The 22764-nt window shown below is 37.4% G+C and carries 22 protein-coding genes; 2 read left to right on the forward strand and 20 right to left on the reverse strand.

Annotated features, from left to right (window positions below):
• Position 1: 1 nt before the first annotated feature.
• From GJV51_00285 to GJV51_00365, 17 genes are all read right to left on the reverse strand, one after another.
• A complete protein-coding gene (locus GJV51_00285; protein QGM24517.1) occupies positions 2-736 on the reverse strand; it encodes a SpoIIE family protein phosphatase in 735 nt (244 codons plus the stop codon).
• Positions 736-2082, reverse strand: coding sequence for a 16S rRNA (cytosine(967)-C(5))-methyltransferase RsmB (rsmB, locus tag GJV51_00290; GenBank protein ID QGM24518.1), 1347 nt, complete (start codon positions 2080-2082; stop codon positions 736-738). The genes GJV51_00285 and rsmB overlap by 1 nt, the downstream gene beginning before the upstream one ends.
• Positions 2075-3037, reverse strand: coding sequence for a methionyl-tRNA formyltransferase (locus GJV51_00295; protein QGM24519.1), 963 nt, complete (start codon positions 3035-3037; stop codon positions 2075-2077). The genes rsmB and GJV51_00295 overlap by 8 nt, the downstream gene beginning before the upstream one ends.
• A 107-nt stretch (positions 3038-3144) precedes the next feature.
• On the reverse strand, positions 3145-5556 hold the full coding sequence (gene priA / locus GJV51_00300) for a primosomal protein N' (protein QGM24520.1): 2412 nt from the start codon (positions 5554-5556) through the stop codon (positions 3145-3147).
• Between the two features lie 86 nt (positions 5557-5642).
• Positions 5643-6107: a GNAT family N-acetyltransferase gene (locus GJV51_00305; protein QGM24521.1), complete on the reverse strand. Its 465-nt coding sequence runs from the start codon at positions 6105-6107 to the stop codon at positions 5643-5645.
• Positions 6108-6148: 41 nt separating this feature from the next.
• Positions 6149-7291 (reverse strand): nicotinamide-nucleotide adenylyltransferase, encoded by a 1143-nt coding sequence (locus GJV51_00310; GenBank protein QGM24522.1) that lies wholly within the window; start codon positions 7289-7291, stop codon positions 6149-6151.
• A gap of 45 nt (positions 7292-7336) precedes the next feature.
• Complete coding sequence (locus tag GJV51_00315; GenBank protein ID QGM24523.1) at positions 7337-8104, reverse strand: nicotinamide mononucleotide transporter; 768 nt, start codon at positions 8102-8104, stop codon at positions 7337-7339.
• A gap of 101 nt (positions 8105-8205) precedes the next feature.
• A complete protein-coding gene (gene msrB, locus GJV51_00320; GenBank protein ID QGM24524.1) occupies positions 8206-8649 on the reverse strand; it encodes a peptide-methionine (R)-S-oxide reductase MsrB in 444 nt (147 codons plus the stop codon).
• Positions 8650-8751: 102 nt separating this feature from the next.
• Positions 8752-9336, reverse strand: coding sequence for a YihA family ribosome biogenesis GTP-binding protein (locus GJV51_00325; protein QGM24525.1), 585 nt, complete (start codon positions 9334-9336; stop codon positions 8752-8754).
• Positions 9337-10587 (reverse strand): ATP-dependent Clp protease ATP-binding subunit ClpX, encoded by a 1251-nt coding sequence (gene clpX, locus GJV51_00330; protein ID QGM24526.1) that lies wholly within the window; start codon positions 10585-10587, stop codon positions 9337-9339.
• Between the two features lie 141 nt (positions 10588-10728).
• On the reverse strand, positions 10729-12024 hold the full coding sequence (locus tag GJV51_00335; protein ID QGM24527.1) for a trigger factor: 1296 nt from the start codon (positions 12022-12024) through the stop codon (positions 10729-10731).
• A gap of 158 nt (positions 12025-12182) precedes the next feature.
• On the reverse strand, positions 12183-13496 hold the full coding sequence (locus tag GJV51_00340; GenBank protein QGM24528.1) for a hypothetical protein: 1314 nt from the start codon (positions 13494-13496) through the stop codon (positions 12183-12185).
• On the reverse strand, positions 13489-14298 hold the full coding sequence (locus GJV51_00345) for a Dam family site-specific DNA-(adenine-N6)-methyltransferase (GenBank protein ID QGM24529.1): 810 nt from the start codon (positions 14296-14298) through the stop codon (positions 13489-13491). Before GJV51_00345 ends, GJV51_00340 begins: the two co-directional genes overlap by 8 nt.
• A complete protein-coding gene (locus tag GJV51_00350; protein ID QGM24530.1) occupies positions 14208-14582 on the reverse strand; it encodes a hypothetical protein in 375 nt (124 codons plus the stop codon). The genes GJV51_00345 and GJV51_00350 overlap by 91 nt, the downstream gene beginning before the upstream one ends.
• Before the next feature lie 72 nt (positions 14583-14654).
• Positions 14655-16373 carry a DUF262 domain-containing protein gene (locus GJV51_00355; protein QGM24531.1) on the reverse strand — a complete coding sequence of 573 codons (1719 nt, stop codon included), beginning with the start codon at positions 16371-16373 and terminating at the stop codon, positions 14655-14657.
• Between the two features lie 289 nt (positions 16374-16662).
• Positions 16663-18078, reverse strand: a complete 1416-nt coding sequence (gene pepV, locus GJV51_00360; GenBank protein ID QGM24532.1) for a dipeptidase PepV — start codon at positions 18076-18078, stop codon at positions 16663-16665.
• 116 nt (positions 18079-18194) lie between these two features.
• A complete protein-coding gene (locus GJV51_00365) occupies positions 18195-19403 on the reverse strand; it encodes a DUF2075 domain-containing protein (protein QGM24533.1) in 1209 nt (402 codons plus the stop codon).
• Positions 19404-19519: 116 nt separating this feature from the next.
• On the opposite strand from GJV51_00365, the gene GJV51_00370 reads away from it, so the two are divergent.
• Both GJV51_00370 and xth read left to right on the forward strand, forming a co-directional pair.
• Positions 19520-20341: an NAD(P)H-hydrate dehydratase gene (locus tag GJV51_00370; protein QGM24534.1), complete on the forward strand. Its 822-nt coding sequence runs from the start codon at positions 19520-19522 to the stop codon at positions 20339-20341.
• A gap of 57 nt (positions 20342-20398) precedes the next feature.
• Positions 20399-21217, forward strand: coding sequence for an exodeoxyribonuclease III (gene xth, locus GJV51_00375; GenBank protein ID QGM24535.1), 819 nt, complete (start codon positions 20399-20401; stop codon positions 21215-21217).
• A gap of 30 nt (positions 21218-21247) precedes the next feature.
• On the opposite strand, the gene GJV51_00380 is transcribed toward xth, so the two are convergent.
• From GJV51_00380 to tsaE, 3 genes are read right to left on the reverse strand one after another with little or no spacing between them, the layout of a single operon-like run.
• On the reverse strand, positions 21248-21781 hold the full coding sequence (locus tag GJV51_00380) for an exonuclease (protein ID QGM24536.1): 534 nt from the start codon (positions 21779-21781) through the stop codon (positions 21248-21250).
• Positions 21782-21783: 2 nt separating this feature from the next.
• Entirely contained in the window at positions 21784-22272 is a 489-nt protein-coding gene (locus tag GJV51_00385; protein ID QGM24537.1) for a GNAT family N-acetyltransferase, read from the reverse strand.
• Positions 22269-22718, reverse strand: a complete 450-nt coding sequence (gene tsaE / locus GJV51_00390; protein QGM24538.1) for a tRNA (adenosine(37)-N6)-threonylcarbamoyltransferase complex ATPase subunit type 1 TsaE — start codon at positions 22716-22718, stop codon at positions 22269-22271. The genes GJV51_00385 and tsaE overlap by 4 nt, the downstream gene beginning before the upstream one ends.
• Between the last annotated feature and the right edge of the window lie 46 nt (positions 22719-22764).

The raw sequence follows: 22764 nt of genomic DNA on the forward strand, positions 1-22764 counted from the left end.
TCTAATCCTTTTCATGTGTGACGAGTACCGCCGTCACGTTATCTGGTGCGCCTTTTTTATTTGCTTGCTGAATCATATCAAAAACTTTAATATCAAGTGGTTCTTCGTAACGCATTATTTGCTTAATTGTTTCATGGTCTAACACTTTTGTAATCCCATCAGATGTCAAAAATAAAATATCATCCGACACAAAATTGTGTTGAGAAATTTCAATATCTACGTGTTCATCAACACCTAAAAATCGTGTCACACTATTAGCATGTGCCATATTACTAGCATCCGCGCTGGCCATAGCTCCTCTGCGGACGATTTCATTTTTCAAAATATGGTCATTGGACAGTTGTGTTAATTGGCTATTATGCAACAAAAAAGCCTTAGAATCACCTAAATTAGCAATCACAACTTTTTCGTCAAACAACACAGCCAAAACAACGGTTGTTGCCATCTGTGATAATTCTTGGAAGCGTTGTCCGGCCTGGATAATAGTATCATTCTCAATTTTGGCTTGTTTTTTTAACCACGTAATTGTAGGGACAATTGTCTCTAAATCATTAATTTCCCAAGCATGTCCAAAGTGCTCGACAGTCATTGCACTGGCAACCTCACCGCCTTCATTCGAAGTAACACCATCAGCAACGATAACCATTGTCCGTCCAGCTTTATTTATAAAAGAACCTACATAATCTTCATTGTCGTGGCGTTTGGACCCTGGATCCGTACGATAGGCAATTGCCATTAATCATTTTTCCTCAATGTAGCAACGAAAAAACCATCTGTATGGTAGTCATTGGGATACACATGTAAGGCTTTTTCGCTATGATCTAATTTTAATTTATACGTTGTTTCCGTTGGAATTAATTCAAAATTTGGATGTTTTTCCAAAAACTTTGTTACAACATCGTCATTTTCTTGACGCAATATTGTACAAGTACTGTAAACCATGATACCATTTTTTGCAAGGTTTTGGCTAACTGAGTCCAAAATTTGTGTTTGTAAACCAGCTAAACTTTCGACATCTTTCAAGGTTTTATCATATCTAATTTCAGGTTTTCGGCGTAATAAACCAAATCCTGAACATGGTGCATCAACTAGAATTCGATCAAATTTCTTGTCAATCTGTTCAGGAACCTTTCTTGCATCTAGAACACGTGCGTGAATTTTATCAGCAACATGCAATCTTTCGGCATTGTTATTAATCAACTTAATTTTATGATCATGAACATCTAAGGCCGTAATGACTGCATCGGGTGCGCTGTATTGTGCAAGCTGTGTGGTTTTTCCACCAGGTGCTGCCGCTGCGTCTAAAATACTTTTAACATCAGGCGTCAAATGTAAACTTTCTACTGGTAGCATCGCACTTTCATCCTGCAATGTTAACCAGCCATCATGGTATGCTTTAGAACTAGCCACATGCCCACCGTCGACTAAAAATGCATGTGCAGCCACGCTCGACGCTGAAATGGTGAAATTTTCTGATTCTAGCGAAGTAACCACCTCTTGATCATTAGCTAATGTCGTATTCACACGGATGGATTGCTTAGGTGCATCATTAATTGTTGCAATGATTTGGCGGGCTTGTTCATCCCCATTTTGCTTAATTAACTCTTCAACTAACCAAATCGGCAAACTCGCTTCAATAGAAAGGCGTTGTATGTCATCATCAATATCGGCAACACTACGAAGACCTTTACGACTAATGCTATGCAAAATAGCAGTAACAAATTTACCAGTTCCAACGTGTCCTAGAATTTTAGCTACTTCAATTGATTCATTAAAGATAGCATGCTGCGGTATCTTATCAAGGTATTCCATTTGAAAAATAGCTGTATAAAGTAGTTCTCGGACCCACGGATCAATCTTTTTGCTACCTACGAAAGGTTCAAGCCAATACTCAAAAGTTAAGCGATGCTGAATGACCCCATAAACCAGAGTCGTTAATAGACGGGTATCTGCTTCACCCAACTTATGTTGCTTGATTACTTGATTTAATTGCAGATTAGAATATGCGCCATTTTTTATTTTGGCTAATGTTTGTACTGCTAAAACACGTGGATTATCACTATAAACTCGTTTATCACTCATTAATTGTTGCCCATTTCTGACCTACTTTGAGATCCTTTCCAGCGCCATTTAAATAGGCACTGATCGCCATTTCTGATTTACCTGCTGGCTGCAGCCGATTAATTTGAACAACTGTACCATTGGCGGATGCCACTTTAAATTGTTTTTTGCTTTTCTCAACAATGGTACCTGGTTCTTGCACCGTTAATTCAGACAAAGGTGTCACATCAGTGATTTTCACACGTTGATCAAAAACCTGCACAAAGGCCGGATGAGTTGGATATAAACCGCGTATATGCCAATCTAGTTCTTGGGCTGTTTCCGTTGCAAAATTAAGATTCTGCATGTCATGCGGTATATTTGGTGAAAAAGTAACCTCTTCTTCATTTTGTTTCATTGGATCAATATCACCGTTTGCGATTTTAGGGAGTGTCTTTATTAGCAAGTCACGTCCTGCAATGCTTAATTTTTCAAACATCGTACCAACATTATCAGTACTCGTAATTGGAACCTTTATCGTATCAATTACATCGCCAGCATCCATTTTTTTAACCATGTACATAATTGAAACACCGGTTTCTTTATCACCATTCATAATGGCATAATGAACTGGTGCACCCCCTCGATATTTTGGCAACAATGAAGCATGCGTGTTAACTGCAGCAATTTTGGCCGCATCTAATAATTTTGTAGGTAAGAATTGTCCAAATGCCGCGGTCACAATGAAATCAGGATTAATATCAATCACTTCTTGCATTTCAGGAGAACCACTTATTTTTTCTGGTTGTAACACCGGCACATCATACGCCAATGCTGCCACTTTAACAGGACTCGGCGTCAGAGCATGCTTACGTCCCTGCGGCCGATCGGGTTGTGTCACAACAGCTTTCACATCATAATTATCACTTTCCTGAAGCGCTTCTAATATTGGAACTGCAAAACTTGGAGTGCCCATTAATACTACTGAATATGTCATTTTATACCTCTCAAACATCTGTGTTAAGGTGTTTTATTTTTTATTCGCACGATAACACAAAAATGTCCGAGCAATCTCGGACAGTTATCAGTATTTATTATAACACATCACATAAATGAGACAGGATCACGATCAATACTTAGTTGCAAACCATCTTTAGCCTGTTGTGCGCGATTTTGTAGTTCCTGTAGCAAAGTATCCATTTGATTACGTTTTTTAAACTTCAGAATAATTTGAAAGTAATAACGCTTACGCATTTTAGCAATTGGCTTTGGCGAAGGTCCTAAAATAATCACATCTTTCGCAGCATGCGTCCGTAGCCAGCGTGCAACTTTTAACATCTGAATAGCGGCTTGATTTTCATCTGAATGGCTAGCCTGTATCTGAACTGTATAAAAATAAGGTGCGTAATTTCCGGCATGACGAACGGCCATCTCTTGTCTATAAAAGCCTTCATAATCATGATTTTGGGCATAAGTAATAGCATAGTGCTGCGGATTAAACGTTTGCACCAACACCTCTCCAGCTTTTTTAGACCGACCTGCTCGCCCACTGACTTGGGTTAACAATTGAAATGTACGTTCACTGGCATGGAAATCTGGCAATCCTAGAGATGTATCTGCATTCAAAACACCCACTAACGTAACATCTGGAAAGTCAAGTCCTTTAGCAATCATTTGCGTACCTAATAAAATATCTGCCTCATGATTACCAAATTTTTGAAGCATCTTATCCATACTACCTTTTTTGCGTGTCGTGTCTTGATCCATACGAATCACCCGTGCATTAGAAAATAATTCTTTTAACTCAGCTTCAACCTTTTCTGTACCAGTCCCATAATAACGTATACGTTTAGAACCACATTGTGCACAAACGGTGGGGATTTTTTCTTCATGACCACAGTAGTGGCACTTTAGTGTATGTGTATCCATGTGCAATGTCATAGCTAAATTACAATTAGGGTCACATGGAACATCACCACAGTCTCGGCACATCACGAAGCTTGAAAATCCTCGACGATTAAGCATTAACACACTTTGTTCACCTTTTGCCAGACGGTCGGCTAATTTGATACGTAATTCTTCCGAAAAATTGGTCTCCGGCCCTTGTGACAGTGTTTCTTTCATATCAATCACATTGACACTTGGTAGTTTTGCACCACCTGCCCGCTGTGTTAGGGTTAACAGTTCATAAACACCACGTTGCGATCGTGCGCGGCTCTCCAAAGAAGGTGTCGCTGAGCCCAAAATGACCGGTATTTGATGATATTGGCCTCGCCAGAGGGCGATATTTCTAGCATCATACCGTGGATTATCTGACTGTTTATAAGTTGTTTCATGTTCTTCATCAACAATAATTAAACCAATATTTGTCAATGGCGCAAACACGGCAGAACGTGCACCAACAACAATTTTTACATCACCACGCTCAATTCTACGCCATTCATCATAGCGTTCACCATCACTCAATCCTGAATGTAAAACTGCTGTCTGGGCACCAAAGCGTCCTTTGACCCTTCTAACCATTTGTGGCGTGAGTGCAATTTCAGGTACCAAAAATAAGACCGTCTTGCCTTGTTCAAAAACATGTTGTGCGACCTGCAGGTAGACCTCAGTTTTACCCGATCCAGTAATACCTTCAAGTAAAAAAGGTTGAAACTTTTGTGCATCAAATGTATCACAGATACGTTCATAAGCCGCTTGTTGCTGTGTATTTAACTCAAGCAACGCTGTTTGTTTAACTTCAGCATGAAATGGATCGCGAAGTAACTCAACCTTTGTTTTCATTAACCACTTTTTAGTTACGGCTTGATTCAAGACAGCATCGCTAATATCGATAATTTCTTGAAGATCTTTTTTTACCCATGTTTCAGCCAAATGACCGAGTATAAACTGCAACAACATTTTTTGTTTTCTTGCTGAAGTTCGTAATTCACTTAACTCGTTTTCCAAAAACTCAATATCATCACTAAACTGATAAGCCAACTGCGTCTTTATTTTTGCTTTGTCATGTACTACCACTTCTACATCGATTTTGCGTTGACGACGTAATTTAAGCAAAGTTGCCATATCTGACTCAGTCAAGTCGCTCGTTTTAAAAGCTATCTCGTCAAGCCCTTTAAATAAACGGTCACGTACATCGTCGTCCACTTCGTCAATAATCTTTAACGTACGCTCATAATTGGCTTTAAATACATTCGGTAGCATGGTTTGTAAAATTGTAATACGAAAAGCAAATGTTTCACTGGCTAAGTAGTCAGATAGACGTAGTAGTTCTGTATTTAATACTGGTGTTAAATCTAATATTTGCTGAATTGGGCGCACTTGTTCCTCTGGTAAATCAGTTGAAGCCGTTAAATCAACAACAAATCCCATCACATTCCGGCGCCCAAAAGGCACCGTCACACGCATACCTGTCGATAAAGAATCTACCATGTTGTCTGGAACGGCATAGGTATAAGGTTGATCAGTTTGCATTGTTGGCACATCAACAATGATTTGTGCGTACTGTTTTGTCATAACTCTATTTTACCAGAGGGTCTCATAAGCGTCATTTCATTTCGCAAAATACCATATTTCATGCTATCCCAATACTGACCTTGCCACTACCTGACTTGTCGAATTCGTCCCTCTAATTTTAAGCCCAGTTTTTCGCTGACACGCATCATAGCCTTATTACCAGACCAAGTGGTTAAACCAATATGTGGTAAACTGCCATATTGATCAAATAATATTTTCAGCCACATGCTTAGTGCACAAGTTCCTATTCCCTGTCGCCAAGTTGCTTGTTGATAAATAACAATTCCCACTTCAAGCCAAGACTTTAGTTGTCCATCCTCAAAATATGCACTCACAGCACCAATCATTTGACCATCAACTAAAATAATACGTCGGTTCATATTATTCACAAATCTTTCAGGACCAATACTGTTGATGAAATTCTCCTTTGTAGGTAACACATCTTTAAAATACGGCCCGTTCCATTTAGTCCATTCAGCCTGCGGATCACTATAAGCTACCTCCCAAAATAGCGCTAAATCTTCTGTTTTAAATTGTCTTAACTCTATCATTTTTACCTTTCAAAAAAAACTGGCACAAACCAGTTTTTTCTTTAAATATGTTTAATATTAAATCCTGTTCTAGTTTGAATCGCATCTAGTGCTTGTAAGTAGCGTGCATAATATCCATAAGGATCATCACTGTCTCCTTCTGCATCAAGAATTACTAGTTTGTCCGTAAATCCGTAGTCTTCAATCACTTCTAATAAATGGTGGTGGAAAGCCCAACGCGAATCATTATCTGAAGTCGACATATTTCGGAAGCCATCATCAACATATGGCGTCACCGGTGGAATTAATAAAATTAAATCAATCAGCTCTTCACCGATTGTATTATCAAATAGTGGCTTTAGCTGCGCATTATCTTCATCATTTAACCACATATCTGCATATACTTTGGTTACCATTGCATCAGTATCAAAAATCGTTAGACCATTGTTGGCTGGAGAGTTAATTTCTCTCGAGTTCGCGTCATATTGTCCTTGAATTAAACGAATGTAGTCTTTCACGACTAACTCTTCGTCACTAACATTTGATTTTTCTTGATACTCACGAGCATACTCTTCGGAAAAAGGTGAATTACTTGTTCGAGCCAATCGACGTACTAACGTGGATTTCCCTGTTGAAGCTGACCCCATCACTGTGACTTTTTTAGCAAAATGACGTCGAAAAACACGGTTAATGTAATCCCAATTGCCAATAGGATTTTTTCGAATATCTGTCGCTGATATTTTTAATACAGTACGGTCCATCAAGCTTACTTTAAATTGACCGTTCTTAGGTAACCTTGCTTCTAATTGATTTTTGTAATCCTGCTCACCAGTATAAAATGTAATCGTTGCATCTTTATTAACAATATTATGCTTCACTGTTTCGACAAGTATTCGTGTCCATTCATCCCAACCATTAGGCATCATTGGAATATTATCTTCATTAATATAGTCAACTTTAATATCTGTCTCGTCGCTAAAAGCTTCTCTCAAATAGCGAAAACGTTTCTCAACGGACAATCCGATTTGATACCCTCTATCATTTGTGTAGCCAGAAGCAATAACAACGACACCGTCGTTTAGAGCAGCCGCTTTATATATTTCTGCTTGATGCCCTACGTGCATTGGCGCTAATGTACCAAAAAAAACACCAATTTTGTCACCTTGAAGATCATCTGTGAATAAGTTTCCTGCAATTGTTCTCATGACTTTATTAATTATATCCTATTAAAATTTGAACATTACACATGTTCATTCTTTTTTGGTTAACTTTCGCCACTGAATAATACCGTATATCGCATTAACAGATAAGGCAAGGTTCATACCTAACATGGCAAACGCACTAGGATCCGCATGTCCTGTCCAAGCACGTCCCCACAAAATAATTTCGACTATATCAAATAGTAACCAAGCATACCATGATTCCGCAAACTTTGCAGTTTGCAAAATTTGAGCCCCCATTGATATGGTCGTCGTCAATCCATCCATATATGGTTGTCTTGACCCAGCTTGATGTAAAATCATACCAACAATCACTAATATCACCAAGAAAACTGGGATAACTAGCAGCCATTGTTTTAAAGTCATATATTTAGTTGCTACTACATCTTGGCTGTCTTTTTCTGATAAATTATCACTTTTCATAAAGCCAAGCCAGGCTGCAATACCAACAAATTGCATGACAACCCAAAATGCACTTAAAGCAACTTCACCAAACAACTGTGACTGAAATGCCAATGGCATGTACATGACCGAATAAATCAGCCCCCAAAAATAATTTGTTATGCGCCCCTTAGCAACCAACACAACAGTGATAATATTCATTATCCCTGTCATCAATCCCACCCAATCAAACGTGCTATTATGAACAACCCCTAGTGTCCAAACCAGCAATTGAAGTAAAATCAGTACCAAAAATAGTACACCCTCAGCCCATTTCCAGCCAAATAACAATTCTTTGAAAATGTTCACAGGGTTAAAGTAGCGCCAAAACCGCTGCCAAATTGGTTCCTCAACCATTATATATTCTCCCTAATAATTATTTCTTTCATTATATCAGTAATTAACCTAAAAAACGCTTAGTTTAGGGAGACTTTAAAGTCCAAAAGACAGTTATTAACCTAATCTTCGAACAACTTCAAATATTGGCCGTAACCATCTTTTTCTAAATCTTTTTTGGGAATGAACCGTAAACTAGCTGAATTAATACAATATCTTAAGCCACCACGCTCAGGTAATCCATCATTAAACACATGACCTAGATGTGAAGCCGCTTCTTTTGAGGTGATTTCTGTCCTTGTCATTCCTAATGACCGATCTGTATTTGCTTGTAAATGCTCGTCGTCATCGATTCCTTTTGTAAATGATGGCCAACCACAGCCAGCATCGTATTTATCCGTTGAACTAAATAATGGTTCACCACTGACAACATCAACAAAAATACCATCTGCCCACCATTGATCATACTTACCCGTGAACGGACGCTCCGTTGCTGCATGTTGGGTCACCTCATATTCTTCTGGTGACAAACGGGCACGTAATTCTTCGTCGTTATATTTTGTCATAAAGTCCTCTTTTTATTTTTTAATTCTACGCTGGTTTTGAGATACGTCAACCAATAGCACTTAGTGGTGAAAATAAAAAAAGTTGGCATTCCTGCCAACATTTTAGATATGTTGTTCAATCCAATTCCATACTTCATCTTTACCATATTTTGTTTCCGATGAGAAAAACTGAAAATTACTGTTTTCATTATCAAAGCCTAATGCCTTTTTAATGACTGACTCAGCTTTATTAAACTTACCACGCGAAATTTTATCTGATTTAGTTGCTACAACTAGAATTGGAATATTATAGTAATGTAACCACTCATACATCGAGATATCATCTTCACTCGGTTCATGGCGTGCATCTACTAAACTAATGACACCACGCAACTGTTTACGACTAGTGATGTATTCTTCAATCATGACACCGAAAGCTTCACGTTGAGCCTTTGAGACTTTAGCATATCCATATCCAGGAACATCAACGAAATATAACTTATCTTCAACATCATAAAAGTTTAACGTTTGTGTCTTACCTGGTTGTGAAGATGTACGCGCAAAATTTTTCCGTTGGATTAGTGTGTTTGTTAAAGAAGATTTACCGACATTTGAACGGCCAACCAAAGCTATTTCAGGTTTTCCGTCTGTTGGATATTGAGATGCTGATACAGCACTCATCACCATTTCGACATTGTGTACATCCATTTATTCACTCACCTTTTTTAATTGTAGTTCGGGCTGTTCACCTTGTTCCACGCTAGCTTTGGTAATAATAACTTTAGCAACATCATCACGACTGGGAATATCGAACATGACATCCTTCATTACATTTTCAATGATTGAACGTAATCCTCGAGCGCCCGTGTGTCGCTTAATCGCAACGCTAGCCATTGCATCCAATGCATCCGGTTGAAATTCAAGTTCAACATCATCTAGGCCTAGAAGAGCAGTGTATTGCTTGATTAAAGCATTTTTAGGTTCTGTCAAAATTCTGGTTAAGTCAGAAATAGTCAACTCGTCTAGAACAGTTACAATAGGCAGACGCCCTATAAATTCTGGAATCAATCCAAACTTGGTCATATCTTCTGGTTGCACATGATGCAAAATATTATCATCATTTAAGGCCTCAGCATTTTCATTAGCATCTGAACCAAAGCCAATCACTCGTTCGCCCAGTCGTTCCTTAATGATTGTGTCAATTCCCGCAAACGCACCACCAACAATGAACAAAATGTTGGTCGTATTCACTTGAATTAACTCTTGTTGCGGATGTTTACGCCCACCTTGTGGTGGCACGCTGGCAGTTGTTCCTTCAAGCATTTTTAATAGTGCCTGCTGAACGCCTTCACCAGAAACATCACGTGTGATAGATACGTTCTCTGATTTTTTAGCAATTTTGTCAATTTCATCAACATAAATAATACCACGCTCAGCAGCTGCAACATCAAAATCAGCTGCTTGTAGTAATTTCAAAATAATATTTTCAACGTCTTCACCAACATAACCCGCTTCAGTCAATGTAGTTGCATCAGCAATTGCGAATGGTACGTTCAAAATACGTGCCAAACTTTGTGCTAAATAAGTTTTCCCCGAACCAGTTGGTCCCATCAAAGCAATGTTTGATTTTTGTAGCTCAACATCTAATGTTGGCGCCACGTTTTCATTAATACGTTTATAGTGATTATATACAGCTACCGCCAGAGTCTTTTTAGCATCCTCTTGCCCAATAACATAATCATTTAATTCATTAACAATCTCGTGTGGTGTTGGCAGTGACAAAACTTCTGCTGCACGATCTACAGTTAATTCTTCCTCAATAATGCCTTCAGCCAAAGCGACACACTCATTACAAATGTAAACATCATTTGGCCCGGCAACAATCTTTTTTACTTCACTTGCAGATTTTCCACAAAAACTGCAGTGTATTTCTTCTTCAAAATTTGGTGTATTCGCCATGATTATTATCCTAAACTTTTAGTTACTTCCTCCATTCTACCAGTTTATTCGTGCGCACGAAATAGTAAATTATGATAGTATGTGGGCCTATAAAATAATTCGAGCCAAAATAAAAAAGCCAACAGGCTTTTTTTATTTTACTTAAACTGCTTTAGCAGAATCTGTCACTTTCTTAACAGCTTCGCGCATAGCGATATCATGCTTCAACATTGATTCAGAAATGGCAGCACGCACCTTATCTTCTTCCATGTTGTATTGCGCAGCCAAGTTAGCAACTTCTTCAGAAACTTGTTCTGCTGAAGGATCAATCTTTTCAGCTGCAACAATTGCTTCCAATACTAAGCTCGTCTTTACACGAGTTTCAGCACCTTCTGCAAATTGCTTATGCAAATCATCTTCAGTTTGACCTGAGATTTGGAAGAACATTTCACGAGAAATGCCTTGTTGTTGCAATTGTCCCAAGTATTGGTCGATTTGACGATGTACATCTTCGTCGATCATCTCTGCTGGAATTTCATCGCCATCAACTGAAGCGTTATCAACTGCCTTAGAAATAACAGCATCTTCAAAAGCTGCTTTAGCAGCTTGCACTTTTTCATCAGCTAACTTCTTAGATGTCTTTTCCTTTAATTCAGCCAATGTTTCAACTTCTTCATCAACATCCTTGGCAAATTCATCATCTAATTCAGGCAATTCCTTGCGCTTCAATTCATGAATAGTTACTTCGAACAAAGCTTCCTTACCTGCCAAGTCAGCAGCTTGGTAATCTTCAGGGAATGTTACGTTAACATTGACATCTTCACCAGCTGTATGACCAACTAATTGTTCTTCGAATCCAGGAATAAATTGACCTGAGCCCAAGCCTAGAGAGAAGTCCTTACCTTGTCCACCATCAAACTTAACGCCATCAACTGATCCGTCAAAATCAATCACAACAGTGTCACCGTTTTCGGCTTTAACTGATTCTTCTTGCAAAACCAATTCTGCTTGACCATCTTGCAAGCGCTTAATTTCAGCATCTACATCAGCATCAGTAACTTCTTCATCTTGTGCTTCAACTTCAAGGTTCAAGTATTCACCCAACTTAATAGCAGGGGCAGTCTTGACAACAGCCTTTAAAGTCCAAGCTTCACCCTTATTCATTGAAACGGGTTCGATGTTTGGGCGACCAACTGGTGTGATACCAGCTTCATCAATTGCAGCTTCATAGGCAGCAGGCAAAACAATATCCATTGCTTGTTGGTACAAAGCTTCTTCACCAAACTTTTGGAAGAAGAGTTGCTTAGTTACCTTACCTTTACGGAATCCAGGAATACTAACTTCATTCTTATTACGTTGGAAAGCTTGTTCCAAACCTTCTTCAACTTGCGCACGCGCGATTTCAAATTCTAATGTGCCTTGGTTTTTTTCATCCGCAGCTGGTGTCCACTTAGACATGTTATTTCCTCCGAGTTTTCAATACTATATAATTTTAGACTAAATTCAAGAATATCACAACCATTTTATCTATATAATTGTGTATTTAACTTTACTGATAAATTAACAATATCAAAAAAGAAAAAATTATTAATAATATTTTTCTAACTTACATAAAGTTAATCAGTAATTTGTAACATAATCCATTCAATAATGGCATTTACCGTACTCGCTCTACGTTCTATGGTTGAGATGCTTAATTGTAATTTTTCAGTAACCATTTCCTCAATGATTTTCTGTTTATCTAATTTCTTATTTATCCGAATTCTTAATTGAATGAGTCGATTAAATAAAGAATAAGACACAATTTCTCTAGCTAATAATACATTACGCTTACCCACATTTTGATTAATAATGTGTTGACCTCGTACTGTTAGTTCAAATAATGTCTCTTTTTGAAAGGCTAAATCAAAATACATTAAAATATTCTTAACATAATATTCTGCCTGTCTCGGATCAAAACCGAATGCATCCGCGATTTCCTGACGTTCCATTTTTTTATTTTTCAACAACATCATCAATTCAATGACTTTCGCCATATCGTTAGCTTGGGGGAAAAGTTGTCCCTTGGTTGGCTTTGTGACGACACTTTGAGCATAAATTAGTAAGGATTCTTTGGTTTCTGTTTCATCTCGATCAATAAATTGAAACTCAAAACGTCGAATTTCATTAATACTATTATAATGATAAATATTATCAAATTGAAAAACTCGAATACGCGCATATTGACTGGCCGCATTAATCTCAAAAAAAACCGGAACTACTGGCTTTCTGGTAATTTGAAAGTCAGATAATAATTTGCGATAAGGAAAATAAAGTTGTCGAACCAGAAAGTTAGTCTCTTTAACCTGCTTTGCTTCAATGATATAGACTGCTTTAGGTGATTCTAAAACTGTATCAATTTCGATTTGAGGATTTTCAAGTTGTAAATTAAAAACTCTGTCACCTTGGTGATTTGTAATATTAAATCGCCATTTTCCACCGCCCATTCGGCCATTTAGCGTACGAATAAAATCTGAATCGTCAAAGGAAGAGTCAAATGCGTTAGCTGCCAATCCTGCACTAATCCAGCTATTTTCGTTCCATTTATCCGAATTTCCCAACAAAGACTCTAAGTTAGGAATTGGATATTTTTCAATTTTTGTTGGATTTTTTTCAGATAGATCGGCATACTCATTAAAATGCCCAACCAAATACTTTTTACGTGATATTGGCAAAATATTTAGTTCATTTTCTAAAAATACGTCTGGTAAATCTTCTTTTTTATCAAATTTTGATAAGTTTCGAAAATCTGGTCCCGACATTTTTTTTGAAATCCGATTGACTTCCATGGCCGTGATTTCGAAAAATCCATTTGATTTAAGTAGTTTCATATCGTTAGCGCGCATGCTCAAAACTTTTTGCCAAACTATATTTTTTGCACCATTAACCATGCACAATTACCTCAGCCACACGTTTACGTGAATTAGCATGTGCACCAACAGATCGGTTTACACTAACATGTTCAATCTTCACTCCTTTAATATCTCCATAAAGCTCATTAATTAAAGGCACATCAGAATTAGACAACAACACATGAACACCATTTTCATGTAGATGTTTGAACAAATCGCGCAATCTAACTTGCTGATCATAACCAAATGATGAACTATAGCTCGTAAAACTACTTGTCTCAGATATTGGAATATAGGGTGGATCAAAATATACAAAATCACCGGATTTTGCTTCTGAAACAGCTTGTTCAAAATCACCATTTAAAATTTTAATTTGTGCTGTATTTAAATATTTTGAAGAGGAAAAAATATTTGTTTTATCCGCAACGTTTGGATTTTTATAACTACCAAATGGCACATTATTTTGGCCCTTTTTATTAACGCGCCATAGCCCATTAAAACCTGCCTTATTCATATATACGAAACGCGCTGCACGCTCAACAAATGTCATATTTTCTAAACGGCCATCACGGTCGGCTGACCGTAAATCTAAATATAATTCTTTACTATGACTAGCTTGATATTTTCGTAACAACTCCAACATTTTTTCAGGTTGATCACGTACGGTTAGCCATGTTATGAATAGTTCTAAATTAAAATCGTTAATAACTGCACATTCCGGTTTTAGGTTAAGTAAAAAGGCACCGCCACCTAAAAATGGCTCAAAGTATGTCCCAAAATTTTTCGGAACATACTTAGCCAATTCAGGTAATAGTTGCCTTTTTCCACCGACCCATTTAATAAACGGTCGTAACTCAACTGAATGATTGCTTGTTGCTTGTTGCTTGTTGCTTGTTGCTTGTTGCTTGTTGCTTGTTGCTTGTTGCTTGTTGCTTGTTGCTTGTTGCTTGTTGCTTGTTGCTTGTTGCTTGTTGCTTGTTGCTTGTTGCTTGTTGCTTGTTGCTTGTTGCTTGTTGCTTGTTGCTTGTTGCTTGTTGCTTGTTGCTTGTTGCTTGTTGCTTGTTGCTTGTTGCTTGTTGCTTGTTGCTTGTTGCTTGTTGCTTGTTGCTTGTTGCTGCTAATCATAGTCGTGATCCTTTATTTTGTCAAGTATTGAGATCTTAATTGTTGATCAGTTTTGATTTTGGATCAAGTTGATTACCAAATAGCATTCATATTTCTAACAAATTTTGCTGTTCTTTTCTCGATTTGATTGGCGTTCCACTCAGTGATAACTTGTGAAATTAATTTATTATTTATAATTTTAGATTGACTTAATTTTTTGAATTTTAACTGTAATGACCATTCTTCATCCCAGGTTAAACTTTTTTCAAGCAGTGTAAAATTACCAAATCTATTAACAAAATCTCTATCATTACCAAGTTGTTCATCATTAGCTATTCTGATTAAACGATACTTTGGATTTTTATTTCCCTTAAACAAATCATATGAAGATATGGTTTCTCCATCTTCTACTGAAAGTAGTTCGGATAATAAAAACACATGCCCTTGTTTCGTATTACGGGACTGATTAATTGTCCATTTATCTCTATTCCAAAACGGTAAAGTAAGCTGAGCTCGTTCTTTTTTCTCAATTTCACCTAACTCAGTTGTTATATCTTCAACAGTTGTTGCTATTCCAGTTTTGATATTTCTAGCAACACGCACTAGGTCCTTCTCTAAATCGTTGGCAACTTCGCCTAATATAAATATATTAGTAGCATAAACACTCAATATTTTATGCAAAACTTTTCTAATATCTGCTTCCTCAAATGCTCGATCGTACAATGCCAATATAATTGGATGAAAAGTTTTGACCAATAATGAAGCAGTGTCTACTAAATTTGCTAATTCTTGATCTTTAAAATATGACTTCAATCCTTTTACTAACCCTTGATATATATCCACATATTTTGCTAATTCGTCCAGTATTCTCCTAGCGTCAGCTGAATTTTGTAGGTTTTTACTTTTTCTCATTGTTCGGAAGAGCTTATCTTGATTTACTAATCCCGAATTAAACGCCCAATAGGATCGAATATATCTTGAAGTATCGTTAGATTTACGATCTAGCGTATTGAACACTTTTTCCCATTTTTTATTTGCATTATCAGCATCATCAGCTAAAAAGCCAAGTAATAAATTCTTTAATAAGTCTGCTTCTTCCAGGCTTTTTCCACGTGCATTTAGTGTTTCAAAAATGACAAATCCGTCTTTTGTAGACGATGTGTTAATTAAAATCACCTTAAATCTTTTAGTAAATACTTGAACTAGATGTTCTAACCTTTTTAATTGTTCAGGAACACCTAAATTTGTCACTCCATCTTTAGATATGTATTCCTTCACATGTTTTTGAAAGTACAGAAATGCATTGTTTAAGTTTTTTTCAGTTTGGTTACTACTATCTGATGTATTTCCTTTTAATAATAATGTAGTAAAAAAAGAAGCAACGTCATTTTCTGAGGGCAAAGTTAAGATAGGTGTCGTAAGATCACTTGCTAATAAGTAATTTTCCTGAATATCATCAACCCTGCGACGAGCATTATACTTCTCATCATCGCTAAGCTGAGAACTATACTTTTCATCACTAATAAAATGGTTAGCAACATTTCGTATTGATGCCAATAGTAGTGTTGACGTAATTAAACGTTGTTGTCCGTCAATCACCTCATAACCATTTTCGGATGTATTTGTCACAATTTGACCAAAAAAATGTTCATCTGAGTCATCTTTTAATACTTCCTCTAAATCATCCCACAAATCTTCAAGTTGAACGCTTTGCCACGAGTATTCACGTTGATATGCTGGAACGTGGTAACGAGCCTCATTTTCTGAAAGTAAAGAATGAATTGATTTTGTCTCTGGATTTGCAATTGCCATACTATTTTCTTCCAATCATATTATTAACTCAATTAGATCACAAAAAAAGGTCATAGCATATTACATTTAGATCACAAAAAAGGACAGCTCATCAGCTGTTTTTCACACGAACTGGCTGTGGTTGTCCGACATGTAAAACTTTTTTCAATGAAACACTCACTAAACCGACAGCGACAATAATCAATAGTATCATAATGGTTTCTCCTTTATTTAGTTGTTTACTATATTAGCGTTTGAACATTAAATTTAAATCAATAACACAAAAATAAAAACAGCTTCAAAAAGCTGTTTAGTCTAAATTAGTAATTTCAGCAATTGCTTGTGCATAAATCGAAATTGAGCGGTACAAGTCATCAAGTAAAGCAAATTCGTTAACTTGGTGCATTGTGTCTGGTGAGTCTGGGAATAGTGCACCATAAGCAACACCACGTTTCATTAAACGACCGTATGTGCCACCACCAATGACTTGATCATGTGCTGGCAAACCGGTTTGGTCATGATAAACACGCAATAATGTTTCCACTATTGGGTCACTAGGTGCAACATAATGAGGGACTTGAGCATGTCCACCAATCGTTGGTTTTACATTCCATCCATTCAATTGAGAAGCAAGACCTGCTTCAATTTTTTCCGGTGTAATTCCCTTTGGATAACGGAAATTAAAGTTAATAAAGGCCTCGCCACCATCAACAAATTTCTGAATACCAACATTCATAGACAAAGGTCCCATCACATCATCAGTATATTGAACACCGAATTTTTCGCCAATAGTATCATCGTGTGCTGGTGTTCCCAAATACGTTAAGAATGACTTAGCTGTACCACCAAAATCAAAGTCTTGCAGGAAGTTTGCTAAGTAAGTTCCAGCGTTTTCTCCTGTTTCGGGCATCGCTCCATGAACTTGCTTACCGTTTAAGACAAATTTGATGATTTCACCATCAGTTTCAGTGGAACCAGATATCTTTGGATTTGCAACCAAAAACTCTTGGAATTCTGTTACGATTTTTTCTGAATGAGATGATTTTACCGTTGCACGAGCAATTCCAGGAACCATATTCGTACGCAATCCAGACTCAAAATCAACAAGCATAACAGTTCCACCATTAGTCGCCTCACCCTTGATGATTACTTGAACATTTCCCTTTTCTCCGTTGATAATTGGATATTCAGCATCTGGTGAGAAGCCAAATACAGGCTCTGGCTCAACTTCAAAGTAACGAGTCATCCCCGTCCAATCATTTTCTTCGTCAGTTCCAAAAATCAGACGAACCCGACGTTTCAATGGTACATTCAAATCAGACAAAATTTTGAAAGCATAGTAGGCTGACATTCCTGGTCCCTTGTCATCTGAAGCACCGCGGGCAATAATCTTATCATCCGTTACAACAGGCTCAAATGGCTCAGTATCCCAACCCTCTCCTGCAGGCATCACATCAACGTGAGACAAAATAGCGACATATTCATCAGCATCTTTAGGACCAATTTCAATATAGCCTACAATGTTGTCAATATTTTTGGTAGTGAAACCATCTCGCTCAGCAATAGACAACATCTTAACTAAAGCAGCCGTTGGGCCTGGCCCTAAAGGTGCATCAGGCGTTGCTTGTGAATCATCACGAACAGACTCAACAGCCAATAAGGCTTTTAAATCTTCAATATAGGCTGCTTTACGTTTCTCTGTTTCTTGTTTCCAATCAACTGTCATATTTTTTTAACCTTTCTAGTAACTCGTATAATAATTATACCCTGTTATGGCATTTTTTTCTAATATTCATGTCAGGAATAATACTCAAATAATTCATATACTATATAACGCTATAACTACGATTTTTTAATAATCGTAGCTAATTTCGCACGCAATACACGATCTGCAGCACAAATATATAATCCTTGTCGGCCACGTTTTAATAGTACATTTAGCGCATTCAACATAATTGATTCTTTGTCTTGCTCACTAAATGAGTGCCCCTTTGTTTGCCGAAAAGCAGCATTATCCTCATATTTTTCGGTATGAACCACGATTTTATTCTTTTCGTCATCAAATGTGATACTAGGCCCGATAATCACACCCGCATAGTTTAAATCAAAACCTTGAATTGTGTACACTGATCCAACTTCATGAATTGTTTCCGGTCTCAACGCCCATGGTGTTGTACCTGTATCTAACTGGTCCCAAGGCAATTTAAAATCGTCTATTGTCACATACCAAGTACCGCGATTAACTGTATACGGATAATCCGTAGTCGCTAACAAACGTGACATGCCCACTCGCTTATTTTGTTGTTGAATCATTCTGTAAAGGGCATTAGCATTTGAAAAAATCTGAAAATCGAATCCATCGATATTATCCAATGTTGAAATTTCTTTATTTTGTGTTAAATTGTCAATCCATTGAACAACATGCTCATTATGACCAAGCATACGATATTGATTACTTAATTGATATCTTTTTGGTGCGTACTGCGAAACGATTTCTTCTAACTTTTGATTTGTCCACATACTTTTGAATTTTAAGACTTGATGACTATCAAAAACTAAAATAATGACTTGAGCCCGTTTGATAATCTCAACTAGTTGGTTGGTTTGATTGAATTTATTGTAAGGATCAGGTTCAGTTAACAATAAATGTGCTTCGTCAATTAATACAACATCTGCATGACGTTGCGCTTTATCCATTTGATGAATAAAAGTTGTAGGTTTTAGAAACTGTTTCTTTTTTAATTCTTCAGTTTTTCCTGCCAAATCACGGTATATTTTCCATATTTCAGCATGATTGACAAGTAAATAATTATTGGTCTGATGAAGTACTGACAATTCATTATTTAACACGGCATGTTGAAGTTGTTTAAATATTTCAAAGAGGACAACACTTTTCCCTGAGCCGGCGCCGCCTTCAATAATCAATACTTTCTTTTTTTCTTGCTTCAAACTCTGATTCACAAAGTTAACCACATCTCGAATTAAATAGGCCTGTTCAGTCGACAACTTTTCCTCATCAGAGAGAAGAAAACTATTTTTTTCCATAAACATATTGTACACTATCTACACAATGGCTCACATACAAAGTCACGCTAGATGAGTATTCTTATCACCTTCTTTGTGCATTAAGTAAAACTATCGTGTAAAATAATACTAAGGATTAAACTATGAAAACATTAACTGAAGATATTTTATACCGAGTTATCAAAAAAAGAGCCAAAGACTCACATAAAGGGACCTATGGCCGTGTTCTAATCATTGGCGGTACGGCACAATTTGGTGGTGCAGTAATTATGAACGCATTGGCTGCGGTTAATTCTGGAGCCGGACTAGTAACCGTAGCCACAGACCCATCAAACTTTACTGCCTTACACAGTCGACTACCAGAAGCCATGGTAGTTGACTTTAATGAGGATCTGACCGAATATATTAAAAAATCAGACGTTATTTTAATCGGATCAGGTCTAGGCGATCGTATTGATTTAGTACAACATACATTCTATGTTATTTTGCCACGCCAAATACTCATCGTTGATGGTTCTGCTTTAACTTTAGTTGCTGAAAACAAGTTAAAGTGGCCAAAGTCACGGCTCGTTTTAACACCACATCAGATGGAGTGGCAACGCCTCAGTGGTGTAACAATCGATGAACAATCTTTTGAAGCATTTAATATGCTAGCGCAACAAAGGATGAATGTTAAACCAATTTTAGTTTTAAAACAACATCATACTCAAATTTATACCAGTGACTGTGCTTTTGAAATACCCGTCGGTGGACCTTACCAGGCTACCGGGGGGATGGGTGACACACTCGCAGGGATGATTGCCGGATTTACAGCACAGTTTATGCTGTCATTTCCAGAAGCAATTTTAGCCGCAGTCTATGCTCATTCTGCCATAGCTGACGAACTAGCTAAAACCCATTACATCACACTACCCACAAAAATCAGTGCCTCAATACCTGAATTTATGCATCGCTATGCTCGATAACACGTTAAAACAAACAGTATGTTAGAATGTCTATATAACGCTCAGGGGGAAAAAAACTTGAAATTTATCTCATGGAATATCGATTCTATCAATGCGGCAGTTGAACACAAAAGTGTCCGTGGTGAAATGACTTGGCATACATTAAACGAAATTGCGGCCATGCGCCCTGACGTTTTTGCCATCCAAGAAACAAAATTAAAATCAACAGGCTTAACAAAAAAACAAAAGACAACTATTGCAGAACTGTTTCCAGAATACCATTTGTACGTGAACTCTAGTACTGCGCGCTCTGGCTACTCTGGCACAATGGTGCTCTCCAAGGTGGAACCAATTCAAGTAGCGTATCCGGCTATTGCTGCACCCGCCCCCATGGATTTGGAAGGGCGAATCATCACCCTAGAATTCCCTGATTTTTTCGTATCAACTGTCTATACACCTAATTCAGGTAGCTCATTAGTACGTCTACCTGAACGCGGTGAATGGGATGATAAATATCGTGAATATATCCAAAGTTTGGATGCTACCAAACCAGTTATTTTTAGCGGTGACATGAACGTCGCACATCAAGAAATTGATTTGAAAAATCCCAAGACAAATCGGCATTCTGCTGGATTTACTGACCAAGAACGGGAAAAGTTTTCAGCGCTATTAGATGCTGGATTTACAGACACTTTCCGATTATTAAATCCAGACACACCAAGTATTTATACTTGGTGGGCACAAATTAGTAAAACAAGTAAAATCAATAATTCCGGTTGGCGAATTGATTACTACTTGGTTAGCGATAGAATCGCTAAAAATGTCACGAAATCTTCTGTTATAGATACGGGTGCGCGCCAGGATCACGCACCGATTCTTCTTGAAATTAGTATATAAATAAAAGCCGTGCATAAACTGCACGGCTTTTTATTTATTTTTAACATACGGTTTAAGTACTTCTGATCCAAAATGATCAGATTCATAAATTAAGATGTTGGCTGCAGCTACTGCATCATCAAGCGCATTATGGTGATGATCCAACGTAATCCCTAAATTACCAGCAACAGTATTTAACTTATGATTTTCGAAGTTTGGAAATAACTTACGACTGGTTTGTACCGTATCTAACAGCAAATAATGCGGTTCATCAATATGGTAATACTGCAATGTTCCTTTTAAGATACTGTTATCAAATGGTGCGTTATGGGCCACCACTAATTTATTTTCTGTGAAAAAAGGTGAAATTGTTTGCCAAACTTCGGGAAATTTTGGCGCATCAACTACATCTTGTTGATGAATACCATGGATAGCTGTGTTGTATGAGCTAAACGTTGTTTCCGGTTTGATTAATGAATAAAACTTATCAACAACTTGATTATCACGTACAACAGCTAAGGCTATAGAAACCGCCGAATGCTTTTCACGGTTTGCTGTTTCAAAATCCATTGCTACAAAATTCATAGTTATAACTCCAAGGCCATTCTTTGCAACTCTGTATCACGACCATTTGGCAACGTAAAGTGCTCTTTTTCACCCACACTTAAAAATCCATATTTCTGATAAATATGCACGGCGATGTCATTATCAATTTGTACATCTAGCCATACTTTTGATAGCTCGTTAAGTTTAGCCCAGTCCAAAAGTGCTCGCATTAAATCCTGACCAAGACCAGCACCATGAAATTGTTGCAAAATAGCCACACCAATTTCTTCATTTTCGATAGATCCTATTCCTACCGGTAATGATTGTTCACCTTGTTCAGCAATCAACAACAAAGTAATTGCCGGTGCATCGCTTTTTACAGGTATCTCATCCCCATTACGCATACTTGCAATCAAAAAAGTATCTGTTTCCACCATTAATTCTTGAATTAATTGTTGCCATTCAGCAGCTCTGGCTAAGCTGGCTTCTTCTAAGCTGAACGTGATCGGTTGGCTCATATCGAATGTCATAGTTTTTCCTCAATTTCAATAACTGAACCAACACCTGCGATACTTATTGTCCGTTCATTATCAGCCTCACCTCGAGTAAATGTGATGTCCAACCGATTGTTTGGCAACAAATCATTCATATACTGCGGCCACTCAATAAGCGTTACACCATCCGTGCCGATAAAGTCCTCGAATCCTTGATTATCAGCACCCGTCATTTCCAAGCGATAAGCATCAAAATGATAAATGGGAAACTCACGCGCTGTATAAGTATTCATAATATTAAATGTTGGACTCTTAACCCTTGACTTCACCCCTAAAGCAAGTGAAAATCCCTGAGTAAAGGTTGTTTTCCCCGCCCCTAGATCACCATTCAGCGTGATCACTAAACCAGGATAAGCAAGTGATGCTATTCTACTAGCTAAACTTTGTGTTTGCTCAAAATTGTTTGTTAAAAATTCTTTCATTATTTTATTATAGCACGAGTGAATTGGTAAAATTAAACCGAAATAT

Source organism: Leuconostoc mesenteroides subsp. mesenteroides, from assembly GCA_009676745.1.
GTDB classification, from domain to species: domain Bacteria; phylum Bacillota; class Bacilli; order Lactobacillales; family Lactobacillaceae; genus Leuconostoc; species Leuconostoc koreense.